The 14,657-nt window shown below is 70.3% G+C and carries 14 protein-coding genes and 1 pseudogene; 6 read left to right on the forward strand and 9 right to left on the reverse strand.

All coding sequences use genetic code 11. From position 1 onward, the window contains the following. Positions 1–202: 202 nt before the first annotated feature. A complete protein-coding gene (locus QIT00_RS04820; protein WP_282533816.1) occupies positions 203–1,006 on the reverse strand; it encodes a class I SAM-dependent methyltransferase in 804 nt (267 codons plus the stop codon). Between the two features lie 224 nt (positions 1,007–1,230). Between QIT00_RS04820 and mshA the strand changes: the two genes are divergently transcribed. The 3 genes and pseudogenes from mshA to QIT00_RS04835 all read left to right on the forward strand — a co-directional run bounded on the left by mshA (position 1,231) and on the right by QIT00_RS04835 (position 4,526). Next, on the forward strand, positions 1,231–2,580 hold the full coding sequence (mshA, locus tag QIT00_RS04825; RefSeq protein WP_282533817.1) for a D-inositol-3-phosphate glycosyltransferase: 1,350 nt from the start codon (positions 1,231–1,233) through the stop codon (positions 2,578–2,580). Beyond that, positions 2,573–3,094: a type III secretion system chaperone family protein gene (locus QIT00_RS04830; RefSeq protein ID WP_282533818.1), complete on the forward strand. Its 522-nt coding sequence runs from the start codon at positions 2,573–2,575 to the stop codon at positions 3,092–3,094. Before mshA ends, QIT00_RS04830 begins: the two co-directional genes overlap by 8 nt. Positions 3,095–3,195: 101 nt before the next feature. Further along, positions 3,196–4,526: pseudogene (locus QIT00_RS04835) on the forward strand (glycosyl hydrolase family 28-related protein). Here the strand turns inward: QIT00_RS04835 and QIT00_RS04840 are convergent. After that, positions 4,516–5,796 carry an MDR family MFS transporter gene (locus tag QIT00_RS04840; RefSeq protein ID WP_282533819.1) on the reverse strand — a complete coding sequence of 427 codons (1,281 nt, stop codon included), beginning with the start codon at positions 5,794–5,796 and terminating at the stop codon, positions 4,516–4,518. The pseudogene QIT00_RS04835 and the gene QIT00_RS04840 overlap by 11 nt on opposite strands. Before the next feature lie 94 nt (positions 5,797–5,890). Here QIT00_RS04840 and QIT00_RS04845 point away from each other — a divergent pair, with 94 nt between their 5' ends. Then, complete coding sequence (locus tag QIT00_RS04845; protein WP_282533820.1) at positions 5,891–6,652, forward strand: phosphoglyceromutase; 762 nt, start codon at positions 5,891–5,893, stop codon at positions 6,650–6,652. 78 nt (positions 6,653–6,730) lie between these two features. On the opposite strand, the gene QIT00_RS04850 is transcribed toward QIT00_RS04845, so the two are convergent. The 7 genes from QIT00_RS04850 to QIT00_RS04880 all read right to left on the reverse strand — a co-directional run bounded on the left by QIT00_RS04850 (position 6,731) and on the right by QIT00_RS04880 (position 12,676). After that, complete coding sequence (locus QIT00_RS04850; RefSeq protein ID WP_282533821.1) at positions 6,731–7,966, reverse strand: tyrosine-type recombinase/integrase; 1,236 nt, start codon at positions 7,964–7,966, stop codon at positions 6,731–6,733. 734 nt (positions 7,967–8,700) lie between these two features. After that, the gene (locus QIT00_RS04855) at positions 8,701–8,952 is read right to left on the reverse strand and encodes a helix-turn-helix domain-containing protein (RefSeq protein WP_282533822.1); all 252 of its coding nucleotides are present in this window, start codon (positions 8,950–8,952) and stop codon (positions 8,701–8,703) included. After that, entirely contained in the window at positions 8,949–10,727 is a 1,779-nt protein-coding gene (locus QIT00_RS04860) for a DNA primase family protein (protein ID WP_282533823.1), read from the reverse strand. Before QIT00_RS04860 ends, QIT00_RS04855 begins: the two co-directional genes overlap by 4 nt. After that, positions 10,724–11,257, reverse strand: a complete 534-nt coding sequence (locus QIT00_RS04865) for a DUF2742 domain-containing protein (protein WP_282533824.1) — start codon at positions 11,255–11,257, stop codon at positions 10,724–10,726. The genes QIT00_RS04860 and QIT00_RS04865 overlap by 4 nt, the downstream gene beginning before the upstream one ends. Further along, entirely contained in the window at positions 11,254–11,832 is a 579-nt protein-coding gene (locus QIT00_RS04870) for an HNH endonuclease (RefSeq protein WP_282533825.1), read from the reverse strand. Before QIT00_RS04870 ends, QIT00_RS04865 begins: the two co-directional genes overlap by 4 nt. Then, positions 11,829–12,275 carry a helix-turn-helix transcriptional regulator gene (locus tag QIT00_RS04875; RefSeq protein ID WP_282533826.1) on the reverse strand — a complete coding sequence of 149 codons (447 nt, stop codon included), beginning with the start codon at positions 12,273–12,275 and terminating at the stop codon, positions 11,829–11,831. The genes QIT00_RS04870 and QIT00_RS04875 overlap by 4 nt, the downstream gene beginning before the upstream one ends. After that, positions 12,272–12,676 (reverse strand): helix-turn-helix domain-containing protein, encoded by a 405-nt coding sequence (locus QIT00_RS04880; RefSeq protein WP_282533827.1) that lies wholly within the window; start codon positions 12,674–12,676, stop codon positions 12,272–12,274. The genes QIT00_RS04875 and QIT00_RS04880 overlap by 4 nt, the downstream gene beginning before the upstream one ends. Positions 12,677–12,895: 219 nt before the next feature. Here QIT00_RS04880 and QIT00_RS04885 point away from each other — a divergent pair, with 219 nt between their 5' ends. Together QIT00_RS04885 and QIT00_RS04890 are read left to right on the forward strand one after the other, a co-directional pair. Further along, positions 12,896–13,231 (forward strand): winged helix-turn-helix domain-containing protein, encoded by a 336-nt coding sequence (locus QIT00_RS04885; RefSeq protein ID WP_282533828.1) that lies wholly within the window; start codon positions 12,896–12,898, stop codon positions 13,229–13,231. A gap of 240 nt (positions 13,232–13,471) precedes the next feature. Continuing rightward, on the forward strand, positions 13,472–14,641 hold the full coding sequence (locus QIT00_RS04890) for an XRE family transcriptional regulator (protein ID WP_282533829.1): 1,170 nt from the start codon (positions 13,472–13,474) through the stop codon (positions 14,639–14,641). Positions 14,642–14,657 lie beyond the last annotated feature (16 nt).

Below are 14,657 nucleotides of genomic sequence, written 5' to 3' on the forward strand. Positions count from 1 at the left end.
GCCCGCGCCCAATACGACAGAGGCACACGCGCATGCACAGGTTCGACAGGCGCCTCGGCCCAGCCGACTCCTGACGCCTCCCCACACCATCCCCGCGTCATGTCCGACGAACGAAGCCCGAACAGCGTTCCGAATCCGCGCAGCTTCACTCGTGTGGGGCTTTGGCCCTGGTGGGGCGGGAGTTACGAGTTCCGCTTCCCGTTCACCACCCGGCGCCCCGAGGCGCCAACGCCCCCCAGGCCACCGTCACTTCACCCTGCCGCCAGCGCCCCGCGCGATCCGTCACCGGCCAGTCCGCCGACAGCGCGCGCACCGTCCGGATCCACCGCTGCCGTGCCCCGTACGAGGCGTAGGGCGCCGCGCCCGCCCACGCCCGGTCGAAGTCGCGCAGGAAGGCGTGGACCGGCTCGCCCGGCACGTTCCGGTGGATCAGCGCCTTCGGCAGCCGCTCGGCGAGGTCGGACGGGCGGTCGAGGGAGCCGAGCCGGGTCGCGAACGTCACCGTGCGCGGGCCCTCGGGGCCGAGGGCGACCCAGACGTGCCGGCGGCCGATCTCGTCGCAGGTGCCCTCGACCAGGAGCCCCTCCGGTGCGAGCCGCGCGCGCAGCCGCTCCCATACGGCGGCCACCTGTTCCTCGTCGTACTGGCGCAGCACATTGGCCGCGCGGATCAGGTGCGGCGGCCGGTCCGTGGGCACCTCGAAGCCGCCGTGCCGGAAAACCAGCCCTTCGCGCGCGTACGGGCGGGCGGCGGCCACCCGCGCGGGATCGATTTCGATGCCGACGACCTCGACGGCGGGCGCGGCGGTGCGCAGCCGGTTCAGGAGTTCGACGGCGGTCCAGGGCGCGGCGCCGTACCCCAGGTCCACGGCGAGTGGCGCGTCCGCGCGGCGCAGGGCGATGCCGTGGGTGGCCGCGATCCAGCGGTCCATGCGGCGCAGCCGGTTGGGGTTGGTGGTCCCGCGGGTGACGGTCCCTACGGGGCGCGAAGGGGTGCGGGCGGCCATACCCACCAGTATCGGTGCCCGGCGGGACCGGCTCCGCGCCGGGCGCTCCAGTGGGGGTTGAGTGGCACCGCGTAATGCTTTGGCAAAGTGGAAATGGGGGCGGGTCTCCCGATGTTCCCCGTTCGTGGAGGGCGCGTACGCACGCCCATGCCGTCATGCCCGCAGCAGGCCCGCACCAGGGCCGCCACGAGGCCCGAGCCAGGGGCCGCTAGGAGGACCGCCAGGTGAGCCAGTACGTGAGCCGGCTCGGCGAACGCCTCGCCGGCAGCACGCCGCCGCGGCTCCGCTTCCCCGGCGGGCCCCGCAGGCCGCGCCGGGTGGCGATGCTCAGCGTGCACACCTCGCCGCTGCACCAGCCGGGCACGGGCGACGCCGGCGGCATGAATGTGTACATCGTGGAGCTCGCCAAGCGCCTCGCCGAGATCAACGTCGAGGTCGAGATCTTCACCCGGGCCACCACCGGCGGCCTGCCGCCCAAGGTCGAGCTGGCCCCGGGAGTCCTGGTCCGGCACGTGGACGCGGGGCCGTACGAGGGCCTCAAGAAGGAGGAGCTGCCCGCACAGCTCTGTGCCTTCACCCACGGTGTGATGCAGGCCTGGGCGGGCCACCGCCCCGGCTACTACGACCTGGTGCACTCGCACTACTGGCTGAGCGGCCACGTCGGCTGGCTCGCCGCCGAGCGCTGGGGCGTGCCGCTGGTGCACGCCATGCACACGATGGCCAAGGTCAAGAACGCCGCCCTCGCGGAGGGTGACACTCCGGAGCCCGCCGCGCGGGTGATCGGCGAGACCCAGATAGTGCGCGCCGCGGACCGCCTCATCGCGAACACCGACGAGGAGGCCGACGAGCTCGTACGGCACTACGCCGCCGAGCCCGGCAAGGTCGCCGTCGTCCACCCCGGCGTCAATCTGGACCGCTTCCGCCCCGGTGACGGACGGGCCGCCGCGCGGCAGCGGCTGGGCCTGCCGCAGGACGCGCTGATCCCGCTCTTCGCCGGACGCATCCAGCCCCTGAAGGCGCCCGACATCCTGCTCCGCGCGGTGGCCGTGCTGCTCGACCGCCGTCCCGAGCTGCGCGGGAACCTGGTCGTCCCGGTGGTCGGCGGCCCGAGCGGCAGCGGCCTGGACAAGCCCGAGGGACTGCAGAAGCTGGCCGCGCGCCTGGGCATCGCGGACGTCGTGCGGTTCCGGCCGCCGGTCGGGCAGGACCAGCTCGCCGACTGGTTCCGGGCCGCCTCCACGCTCGTCATGCCGTCCTACAACGAGTCCTTCGGGCTCGTCGCCATAGAGGCGCAGGCGGCCGGCACACCGGTGATCGCCGCGGCGGTCGGAGGACTCCCGGTCGCGGTGCGCGACGGCGTCAGCGGCTTCCTCGTAGAGGGCCACGATCCGGCGGCGTACGCCCAGGTCATGGAGCGGTTCGTGGACGACGCGCGGCTGACCGACCGGATGGGCCGGGCCGCCGCGCGGCACGCCCAGGCGTTCGGCTGGGGCACGGCGGCCTCGGCCACGGCGGACGTGTACACCGCGGCGATGCAGGAACGCCGTGGTCGCGTACGCTCGCACCATGGCTGAGACACCCGGGACGGAGCGCGGCGGCGCCGAGGCGCGCCAGGTCGTCGAGAGCGCCCTCGCGGACGCCGATCTGGAGTGGGAGTCGCCGGAACCGGGCTCCTATGTGGTGAAGCTTCCCGGCACGCGCAAGCTGTCCACGACGGTTTCGCTGATCGTCGGCCGGCACTCGCTGTCCCTGAACGCGTTCGTCATCCGGCACCCGGACGAGAACGCCGAGGGCGTCCACCGCTGGCTCCTGGAGCGCAACCTCAAGCTCTACGGCGTGAGTTACGCGGTCGACCGCCTCGGTGACGTCTACCTGACCGGCAAGCTGCCCCTCGCCGCCGTCACCCCGGCCGAGATCGACCGCCTCCTCGGCTCGGTCCTGGAGGCCGCGGACGGCGCGTTCAACACCCTTCTGGAGCTGGGTTTCGCGACGGCGATCCGCAAGGAGTACGAGTGGCGGGTCGCGCGCGGCGAGTCCACGCGCAACCTTGAGGCGTTCACACATCTGACCCAGCCGCGCGCCAAGTAGCCCGCAGGGCAACGGGGTTCGAGGCGTCCCGCGCGGCCGCAAGACAGCTTCTGCGTGATCGGCGCATGGATCCGCGCATGGGTCCGCGCACGGAGCGGCACATGGGTGGGCGCATGGATCACCTCACTCGGCGGGGCTTGCTGAGCGGCGCGGCCGCGGCCGCCGCGACGGCCGCGCTGGGCGGCCCGGCGACGACCGCGCAAGCCGCACCACGCGCGCGTGCCGCCACCCGGCCCGAACCCGCCCTCCTGTGGCGGGAGTTCACCGCCGACCCGTACCGGCACCCCCAGATCCCGTACGTCGGCCGCGCCGGCTACCGCTCGGGCAGCGAAAACCGTCCCCACGCGCGCGTGGTCGCCAACGTCCTCTCGTACGGGCGAAGCCGGACGGTTCCGCCGACGCCACGCCCGCGATCAACCGGGCGCTGGCCGACGCGGGCCGGGCGGGCGGCGGCACGGTCCTGGTGCCGGCGGGGACGTACCGCGTCGACGGCGTCGTCCGTATCGCGCACAGCGGCGTCGTCCTTCGCGGAGCGCGGCACCCGGACCGTCACCGCCGCCGACCCGAACCGGCTCAGGCCCGGCCGCCTGGTCGTTCTCCGCCTCGCCGACGACGCCGGGCACACCCTCCTGGAGCACATGGCGGGCGGCGGCACGGGGCCCGAGTCGTACAACTGGGACGACAAGACCAAGCTCCTCTCGTACGTCCCCTATGAGTGGCCGGTTCGGATCACGCACATCAAGGGCGGAACGTCACCCTGGAGCGGCCGCTTCCGCTCGACCCGCGCCTGGAGTGGCGGCCGCAGCTCATGGCGCCGGTCGAGCCGTTGGCGGACGCGGGCGTGGCGGGCTCACCCTGGAGGCCGTCGAGACGCCGCAGGCCCCGCACCTGCTCGACCAGGGCCACAACGGGGTCACCTTCCAGTGCGCGTACGACTGCTGGGCCGAGGACGTCGTCGTACGCCATGTCGACAACGGCTTCGGGCTCGTCGCCGCCTCCGCCTGCACCCTGCGGCACACGCGCGTGGAGGGGCGCGGCGCGCATCACCCGTACTTCTGCCGTGAGGGTTCGCACGACAACCTGATCGAGGCACCTTCGACACGCACCGCGGCATGCCCTTCGCCAACGTACGCACGGAGATCACCGTCGAGAGCAACGGCCGCCACGGCGGCGACGCGAGCGCGGGACCGCTCTACGGCGCCCGGTTCACGCCCTGGAACGTGACCGTCACCAACGAGCGCGCGGGCCTCGTCAGGATCGACGAGGTCGCCCTTGCAGCGCGACCGTTGCCACCTCTGTAGTGCGTGATTTCGACCAGATCGACGTCCCCGACTTCACCGGCGACCTGCACGCGCGCGTGGAGGCGTACGGGCGGCCGGGCAGTGTGGAACCGCGCAACCTGTACGAGGCGCAGCGGGCGCTCAGGCGCTGAGGCCGGCCGCCTCGGGGTCTTCGGCCGCCCGCGCGGAGCCGGATTCGACCGGGGCCTTCGGATCCTCCGTCGGCAGCCCCCGCATCAGCACCCAGTACCCCAGCGCCGCCACCGTGCCGACCAGGGCGCAGCCCGCCCACAGCCACCCGGCTCCGTACCGGTCGATGATCTGGCCGCCGAGCAGGGGCGCGGCAAGGGCGGCGACAGCCCACGAGAGGGTGTACATGCCCTGGTAGCGGCCGCGGCCGTGGGTGGGGGAGAGGCGGACGACGAGGCTCGTCTGCGTCGGGGCGTTGACGATCTCGGCGAGCGTCCACACGCACACCGCCAGGGCGTACACCCCGAGCGAACCCGCGAAGGCGGTCAGGCCGAAGCCGTACCCCGCGAGCAGCGACGAGATCACCAGGAGGCGGCGCGGGTCGCCGTGCTCGATGAAACGTGTCACCGGGATCTGCAGGGCCACGATCAGGACGCCGTTGACGGCGATCGCGACGCCGAAGTCCGAGCTGGAGAAGCCGTCCGCGCCCATCGCCACGGGCAGCGCGACGTACCCCTGCTGGAAGATCAGCGCGACCAGGAAGGACAGGCCGACGACGCCCATGAAGCGGCCGTTGCGCACCACCGTGCCGAGGCTGACATGCTCGTCGTCCGCGCCCGCGCTCCCCGGAGCCTTCACCGGCCGGGACTCGGGCAGCTTCAGGAAGACCAGGACCGCGCAGGCAAGGGTGAGGACGGCCTCGCCGAGGAAGCCGGCGAGGTAGCTGTACTCGGCGATGAAGCCCGCCGCCATCGAGCTGAGCGCGAACCCCATGTTGATCGCCCAGTAGTTGAGCGCGAAGGCCCGCACCCGGTCCTCGGGGCGCACGATGTCCGCCATCATCGCCTGCACCGCGGGCCGCGAGGCGTTGGACGCCATACCGACGAGGAACGCCACCGCGGCGATCGCGACCGGTTCCTTCATGAAGCCGAGCAGCGCCACCGAGAGCGCGGTGGAGACATGCGCGACGACCAGCGTGGGCCGCCGCCCGATCCGGTCCGTCAGCACGCCCGCCGCGATCGAGGAGACGACACCGCCGAGCCCGTGCAGCGCGGCGACGAGGCCCGCGTACGAGGCGGAGTAGCCGCGCTCCAGGGTCAGGTAGAGCGCCATGAACGTGGCGACGAAGGCGCCGAGCCGGTTCACCAGCGTGCTCGTCCACAGCCACCAGAACTCGCGAGGAAGGCCGGAAACGCTTTCTCTGACGGCCCGTTGGAGAGAAGCGACGGTCAAGGCGAGCCCCCGGAATGTAATAGGTCAATGCGGCGAGCGCAGATTACTCGGGGGCCGGGCGGCGCGCCACATGTTTTCCATTAGGCTCGGACACATGGCCGACGCACCGTACAAGCTGATCCTCCTCCGCCACGGCGAGAGCGAGTGGAACGCGAAGAACCTGTTCACCGGCTGGGTGGACGTCAATCTCAACGAGAAGGGCGAGAAGGAGGCGGTCCGCGGCGGTGAGCTGCTCAAGGACGCCGGCCTGCTCCCCGACGTCGTGCACACCTCGCTCCAGAAGCGCGCGATCCGCACCGCGCAGCTGGCGCTCGAGGCCGCCGACCGCCACTGGATCCCGGTCCACCGCTCCTGGCGCCTGAACGAGCGTCACTACGGCGCGCTGCAGGGCAAGGACAAGGCGCAGACCCTCGCGGAGTTCGGCGAGGAGCAGTTCATGCTGTGGCGCCGCTCGTACGACACCCCGCCGCCGGCGCTCGACCGCGACGCGGAGTACTCCCAGTTCGACGACCCGCGCTACGCCGCGCTCCCGCCCGAGCTGCGCCCGCAGACGGAGTGCCTGAAGGACGTCGTCGTCCGCATGCTCCCGTACTGGTTCGACGGCATCGTCCCGGACCTGCTCGACGGCCACACGGTCCTGGTCGCGGCCCACGGCAACTCGCTGCGCGCCCTGGTCAAGCACCTGGACGGCATCTCGGACGCGGACATCGCGGGCCTCAACATCCCGACGGGCATCCCGCTCGCGTACGAACTGGACGCCGACTTCAAGCCGGTGAAGCCGGGCGGCACGTACCTCGACCCGGAGGCGGCCGCGGCGGCGATCGAGGCGGTCAAGAATCAGGGCAAGAAGAAGTAACTTTCGTGATCATGCCTCCCACCTGCGCGAATGGCGCGGGTGGGAGGCGTTTTCGTGTTCTGGAACCTCCCTGGAACCTCAATCCTCGGGGGCGTGCGGTCGGAGCGCTCGCCCGAGAGCCTTCCGGGCCCGATCTCGACTGCTCGGCATGAGGTGCGCGTACACCTTCAGAGTCAGGCCTGGGTCGGAGTGCCCCAGGTACTCAGCTAGAGCCTTGATGCTCTCCCCAGCGTCCAGGAGCACTGAAGCGTAGAAGTGCCTGAGCGCGTGCATGCCGTGCTCGCGGGCTGCGGCGTGCTCGCGGCTCTTGGCCTTTGGGATGACGCCTGCCCTCGCAAGTGAGGGCTTCCAGTGGTCTTCGTTCAGCGACGTACGCCAGACGTGCCCGCCGTTGGGGCCCGAGAAGATGAGCCGCTTCGCCACGGGCTGCCCGTTGCCTCGCATCCACGGCAGCTTGATCTCCACTGGCGGGAATCGCTTGATGTGCTCCTTCAGGGCCTCTGCCACGGGATCGGGAAGCGGTACGTCGCGGAGCTTGCCTCCCTTCGGCGGGGCGAATACGGCCTTACTCAGGCTTAGCTTCAGCTGCTGCACCACGTGCACGGTGCCACTGTCGAAGTCGATGTCATCGACGGACAGGCCGAGGATCTCCCCTTGCCGCAGGCCGCACCCGGCGCCCACGTCGACCATGGGGCGGAAACGCTCGACCATGGCGGCCCGTACGTCGAAGACGCGCTGAGGCTCCCAGGGGACGACGCGGCGAGCGCCCATGGCCGGCGGGGTCACGGTGCGGGAGTTGCAGGGGTTCCGGCGCAGGCATCCGTCCTCGACGGCAGCGGAGAGCACGGCCCGGACGTTGGAGAAGACGACGCGAGCGTACGAGCCGGACATGCCCTTCTCTTCGAGCTGCGTCACGAACTCGCGGATGTGGCTCGGCTGGAATGACCCGAGCTGGCGCGAGCCGATCCGGGGGAACGCGTGGAGCTTGAGCTGGGACTCCATCGACGCGCGGGTGTTGGGGTCGCCGCTCTGGCTCGCGAGCCACTTCTCCGCGAACTCCTGGAACGTCGTACGGGACGCGTTCGGGTCGATGAAGTCGCCGCGGGCTACGTCGGCCTGCATGCCGCTCAGCCACTGCTCGGCGAGACGCTTCTGTCCGTCAGGGAAGGACTTGTTCCTCCGCTGGCCGTCAGGCCCGATGTAGCGGGCCTGGTAGCGCAGGCCCACGCCGTGGCGGTCGGTCTTGACGCGGACGGTCTTGCCGTCGGCGTCTGTGGTGGTCTTGAACCAGCGGTCGAAGATGTGGCCAGCCATGGGGCTGAGTCCCTTCTCGGTAGCGGAGGCGTGGAGGGCCCGGAGGCGGCTCTCCAGCCGGTTTCGGGATGTGCTGGGGGAGGCCCGCTACTTGCTACGGGCCTGGTCACGGGGTTTGGGGCTGCTAGTGGGGGTGCTACCGGTAGCAGGGGCGGGTGCTACCGGTAGCGGCCTGCTGCGTCCTCAGGGAGGCCACGACAGGGGGTCGCTGTGGTGCTCTGAGGGGCGTTTCAGGCGCCCCCTGGGGCTTGCCTCCCTGCCTCCCTGAGCGGCCTTTGCGCTGGTCAGGTGGAGGGAGTCGGGCCAGGGAGGGGGCGAGGGAGTTCTCCCTGCCTCCCTGGGGTCGAGCCGGGTGCCTCCCTGGCGAACGGAGGGGCTGGGAGGACCGGACGGGGAGGCGGCGACAGGGCCTTGGGTGCGGTCGTTGAGGCGGTTTCCTGAGGGGCTTCGGTGGTGCCTCCCCGCCTCCCCCGACGGCTGTTTGTGCTGTTCAGCGCGGGGAGTTGGGCCCGGGGAGGCGGTTGGGGAGTTCTCCCCGCCTCCCCGGCTCGGCAGGTGCTGCCTCCCCGCGTTCCTAGCGGCTGCCAGCGGAAGTGCCCGGTGGTCGTTCTGGGCCGGATTCGGGGTGCGCGGCGTGAGGCTTGCTAGACGCTAGGCCGCTGGTGGGAGGGGGTTTGGGTCGCTAGTGGGGTTGCTAGACCTAGCAAGGGTGGTTGCTAGGTCTAGCACCCGGTTCAGGCGGCCTGGTCGGTTCCCAGGGCGGTCTGTTCGGTGACCCAGGCACGTACGGCGGCGGGGTCGAAGCGCAGGTGCTTGCCCACGCGGAAGGCGGGCGGGCCGATGCGCTTGCGGCGCCAGGCGTAGACGGTCTCGACGCTCGGCAGGCTGAACATCGACACGAGGTCTTCCGGTGTGAGGTAGCGGTCGGGGAGCCCGGCGCGGAGAGTGGTGCGCGGGTCGTCGTTCGCGGGGCGTGGGGTGCTCATGACGCCTTGCCTCCAATGGCCGGGGTGCAGGTGGGATGGGTGGTCTGGCCTGCTTCGAGGGGTTCGAACGGCCCGCCGCACTCGGTGCACAGCGGGGCGCTCTCCAATGACGGCTGCAATAGCGTGAGTCGCGGCTCATCGCGGCTCAGGCCCGCCAACTCCTGTTGAGCGCCGGAGTTTTCGATAAATCGCGTCTCATGCGGCTCAGCGCGGATCAGCGCAGGTAGAGGCGTTACCGGAGTGCGGGATTCCTCTGTCTCATCGCGCCTCTTGTCCGGCTCATCGCGGCTCAGCGACTTCCCGTATCCGTTGGGGCCCTGTTCGTTGAGCCGCGATGAGCCGCGACTCAGCGCATTGTGGGCGCCATCCGCGAGGGCGAGTCCGACGTACACCGGGATCTGTCGGCCGTCGTCGCCGCGCGGCTTGGTGCGGCGCACCTGTGGCACGACGGACTGCAAGTTCCGTCCGAACACCTGCTTGGTGCCTGCCCTGATGCCGTTGTCGTCGGCCCAGCTGCGCCACACCGCCCACAGATCATCGACGACCACCTGGCAGGCGGGCCCGGTCTCGCAGCACTCGCGGATGAACGCGCTGGTTGGCGATGCGGTGTCCTGCATGGTGGTGACCGCGTCGCGGGAGGCGGGCGGCTCGGTGAGCCGTCCAGTTTTCTGGACGCGGTCCAGGCCTTCGAGGGACCAGTTGAGGATGCCGGGCATCTCGTCGGCCAGTTCGTCGGCGAGGCTGGTGTTCTCCTTGCCGAGCCACGAGACCGTGGTGTTCAGGACGACGAAGCGACGGGCGATAGCCCCGGAGGCGTCGCCGAAGTTCGGCAGCTCGTTGGACAGGATCACCAGTCGGGTGGGGAGCTTGCCGGTCCAGGGGTCCTTGAACTTGCGGTCGACGTCGATGGTGTCCTCACCGGAGATGGTGAGCAGACGCTCGACGACCTGGTGGCCGTCGCGTCCGGACAGGCGGGCGTCGGAGACCACGGCGAGGGACTTGCCCAGCAGCGGGGAGAGTCCGAAGTTGCTGCCGAGGCTGGCCAGGGTGGGACCGGCCATGTTCCCTTTCCCGACCAGGTCCGCCAGAACGCGGGCGAGGGTGCCCTTGCCGGAACGGGGCGGGCCCACGACGAGCAGGATCTTCTGCTGGTCGGTGCGGCCGGACAGGACGTAGCCGAACCATTCCTGAAGCGCGGCGATCGAGTGCGGGTCGTCGGGCCACACCTGGTGCAGGAACTTCTCCCAGGCAGGTGCGGTGGCTTTGGGGTCGTAGTCGAAGGGGACGGACACCAGGTTGAAGAAGCCAGGCGTCAGCGGCGTCAGGGCGCGGTCGGCGACGCGCAGCAGGCCGTTCGTGCACGCCACGATCGGGCCCGTGCCGTGCCCAGTTTCGTCACGGGTTCCGTCACGGCGCAGGGCGTTGCCCTGGTCCCTGGCGGTCCAGGCGGGGGCGTCGATAGTCGGCGGGAGGTGGGTCACGGCGGCGACCGAAGCCATCAGGTCGGCCACCTTGCGGATGTTCGGGGCCCACTTGCGCAGCTCGGCGCCCTTGGGGGTGGCGTGCTCGAACTGGGCGTGTTCCAGCTGTTCGTAGAGGCTGGCGCGCAGCTGCTGCGGGTCCAGCTCTCGCCAGTGCGAGCCCTCCCAGGCCATCCAGGCGCCGCGCCAGTGCCGCAGCGTCAGCAGGTCGTCCTGCTGCCAGGCGGGGGCCAGGTGCCTGGCTACGGCCATGGGGTCGGTGGGAGGCGGAATCGGGATCGTGGTGTCGTTCATGCCGTCTCCCGCTCGATGGGGTGGGTCAGGTAGCGGCCGGGCTGTCCGGGGACAGCGATGGGCGGCCAGCCCGGGGTAGCGGTCAGGCGGTGCGCGGCCAACGGGCCTGCCAGCGCGTCCAGTTCGGCTCGCGTCGGGCGGGCGGACAGGCGCATGCGGCGCACGTCGTTCAGGGCGTCGCGGGTGATCTCCTGCTGCCAGTCGTCGTCATCGAGACCGGCGAGCCAGGCCTCCCGCACCTCGTGGCGACGCCACAACTCGGCCGCGGCGAGCACGGCAGCGAAGCGGCGCGGGTCGGCCGACGGGAGCTCCCGCCACGCCGGACTGCCATAGGCGGGATAGTCATCGGGCAGCAAGTCGGCCTGAGCGGCGGCCCACAACGCGGTCGGGTCGTCGGCCGTGTTCACCGCGTTCAACGCGTTCACGCTCGTGTTCACGGCGCTCGTGGAGTCGGCGTTCACGGCGAGGTCGGTCGGGTGGGTGTTCAGGGGTCGGGTCGACCTGTTCACGCCTCGGTGGATGGTGTTCATGCGAACACCGCCTCTCCGGTCGGTCGCGAGCACGCCCGTACGGGTCGGGGAGCGCGCAGGCAGTCGGGGCGCACACCCGTCCGGCGTACGGGGCGGTGGCAGGTCGATTCATGCAGATGAGAGGGCGACCGATGCAGCATCCGATCGGGCCTCCCAGTCGCCTCGTAGGTCGACTGGTTCGAGGACGCGAGTCGGGCCAGCAGTCGCCAGTCGAGTCGACTCGGGTCGGCCGACTCGGACCCGGCGTGAACACCCGACTGTTCGTGAACGGAGTCGGCCGACTCGTCGTGAACGGTCGGAGCCGACTGTTCACGGCCGTACGTGAAGACGAGCACCAGGGCGAGGGAGAGCGGGAACCGGTCGGCCTTCGCGTGGTTGCAGTCGGTGCAGGCGAGCACGAGCGCGGACACCGTCCACGTACGCCACAGCGAACGCGGCGCGACGTGGTCGAGGGTGGCGTCCCGCAGCGAGTCGAACGGGCAGCGGCAGTAGGCGCAGTTCTGTCCGTCCCGGCGCGCCAGCTGTTCCTTCCGCAAGCGGCGCCGGGTCGAGTTCAGTACAGAGTTCCGACTCATGCGCTCGCCCCCGGCGCGTCGTGCAGACCCGTCAGGCCGCGCAGACAGGCGGTGAGTTCACCGACCATGAGAGCGAGTTCGGTGGGCTGGGCAGAGGTGAGGTTCAGCCCTTCAGCTCGCTCCAACGCGCGGCGGGCGAGGCTCACCATGGCGGACGCCTCGCCGTTGCTCGTGGTCTCGGCCGGGTCGGGCATGGCGGGACGCTGAGCGGGCCACAGGTCCCAGACGTCGCAACCGAGGACCCGGGCGACCGCGTGGGCGTGGCGGGCGTACGGGCGCCGTCCCGGCTCGTTCACCCACCGCTCCACGGTCTTGGGGTCAACGCGCAGCTGGAAGGCCAGCTCCTCGTAGGTCAGCCCAGCCTCGATCAGCGCTGCCCGCAGGTGAGGATTGCCGATGCGAGCGGGATTCGGCTTGACAGTGGTGAAGGTCGCGGCGGTCATGCCTGCACCCCCTGCGTGGCGCTCAGCGCGCCCATCAGGTTCTCTACCAGGGACTCCAGGGCGTTGACGCGCTCACGCAGGCTCTTGACCGTCTGGGACTGCTGGGGACGGTCGAATCCCAGCGTCTCCGGGGTGGTCCGGTAGACCGCGCAGAGCAGGGCGCGGTACGTCTCGTTCGGCCGGGTCGCGCCGTGCTCCCAGCGCGAGAGCTGCACCTTCAGCGACGACTCCGCCGCGATCTGCCAATCCCAGGACTGGGCCAGCAGGACGAGGGCGCGAACCGCCTTCTCCTGGGACCAGCCCCGAGCAACGCGGGCCTGCCCCAGCGGAGTGCTGGCGGCCCGCAACAGCTGCGGCTGCTGAGGGACGGGACCTGCGACGGTCACGGTCATCTCAGGCATGATGGATGTACCCCTTTCGGGTCGGGGAGCGGCTGACTGCTTGGCGGTAGGTGGCCGCTCCTTGCTGTTTCCTGGCCTTGACCAGGCAATTTCCACGGAAGTCGGTTTGTGGCGACGACCCCCGCTTGATGACTAGCTTGCACTAGTCTGCTGTGGTGCACAAGCCCCGTGCTGTGATGCGCACTAGTTCGCTGTGGTGTTAGTGGGTACCCTCAACGCATGACAGTCACAGGAGGGCCCAAGCCGAAGGCGGTAGTGGTCGCGGACACGCTTCGCGATGACATCAAGATGATGAAGCCGGGAGACAAGCTCCCGTCACAGCGTGAGCTGATGGACCGCTTCGGGTACGCGAGCCAGACGATCCAGAACGGCCTGGCCGCACTCCGATCCGAGGGGCTTGTCGTGTCAGCCGGGAACCTCGGCAACTTCGTCAGCGATGGTGCTGCCCCGACCAGCGACGTGCGCGACGACATCAAGGAAATCCGCTCCCAGATTCAGGCGTTGACTGAACGGCTCGAAGCGCTGGAAACGCGTTCCGTGGCCGGTGGTGCGTGATCTGTAACCAGCATGTGGCGCGCAGGCCATGAGCCGTAAGTGACACCGTGGGGGCAGTGGATTGGACTGGGGACATGTCCGGTGTCACCTCACTGTCCCCTTCCCTGTCCCCACGGTCCGCGCGCGAGACTCGGCACGTAGGCATTCGGAGGAGGGCGACGAATGAGTGACGACAGGCCGGCATGGGCTCGACGCATCGTGGCTGAGCGAGCGGCGCGCGATTGGTCGCAGAAGGACGCCGTGAGAGCCCTCCGCGCGCACGCGCCGGAACAACTGCCCTCTGACGAGAGCATGATCCGGCAGTGGAAGCGCTGGGAGTCTGGCCAGACACCGAACGACTTCTACAAGCCGCTCATCGCTGCTCTTTTTGGCACCGTCACGCAGGCGCTCTTCCCCGAGCCGGGCCGCCGGGACGGCAACCAGGAGATCCTGGCTGCGAGCGGCATGGAGACCTTCGAGATCGTGAGCCGTCTCAGCCGCTCTGACGTGGACGTGGCGACGCTCGACGCACTGCGCATCACGACGGACCGGCTCGCCTCCGAGTACCCGTTCATGCCGAGTGCGCAGCTCCTCATCGAAGGTCGACAGTGGCTGCGTCGTGTCGTGGAGCTGCATTCCAAGAACCTGACGCTCTCGCAGCACCGTGAGGTATTGGCGCTCTCGGGCTGGCTCGCTCTCCTGGTCGGCTGCGTCGAGTACGACTCAGGAGACCGGCACGCGGCCGAGGTGACCCGCCAGGCGGCCCTTTCGCTGGCGACCGAGGCGGACCACCCCGAAGTGGCGGGGTGGGCTCACGAAATGCGGGCCTGGTTCTCCCTCACCACCGGGGACTACCGAGGGGTTATCGCGGCGTCTCAGGCAGGGGCGGAAGTGGCCGCCGGTCACGGTGTCGCGGTGCAGCTCGCGGGCCAAGAGGCAAAGGCCTGGGCAAGGTTGGGTGACCGACGGCAGGTAGAGGTAGCCCTCGACAAGGGGCGGCGACTCCTCGAAGGCATGCCGCACCCTGAGAACCTCGACAACCACTTCGTGGTGGACCCGGCGAAGTTCGATTTCTACTCGATGGACTGCTACCGCCTGGTCGGTGAGGACAAGCTCGCCCGCACCCTCGCCGAGGAGGTCCTCCGTACGGGAACCGACTTCGACGGCACCGAACGTGCGCCGATGCGCAACGCGGAGGCCCGCGTCACGCTGGGCGTAACGGCCGCTCGTGAGGGCGACCTCGACCAGGCCCTCATCATGGGAGAGCGGGCCCTCCAGGGGGACCGCCAGTCCGTCCCGTCGCTCATCATGACCAGCCGCGAGCTGGCGGCAGAGATGCGCCGCAGGTACGCCGCCGAGCCCGCGGCTCAGGACTACCTGGCACAGCTGCGCGACCTGGGCAACGCGAAGCCTGGATTCCTTCCGCAGTAACTTTCAGTAGTGCAGC

Source organism: Streptomyces luteolus, from assembly GCF_029968015.1.
Taxonomy (GTDB): Bacteria; Actinomycetota; Actinomycetes; order Streptomycetales; family Streptomycetaceae; genus Streptomyces; species Streptomyces luteolus.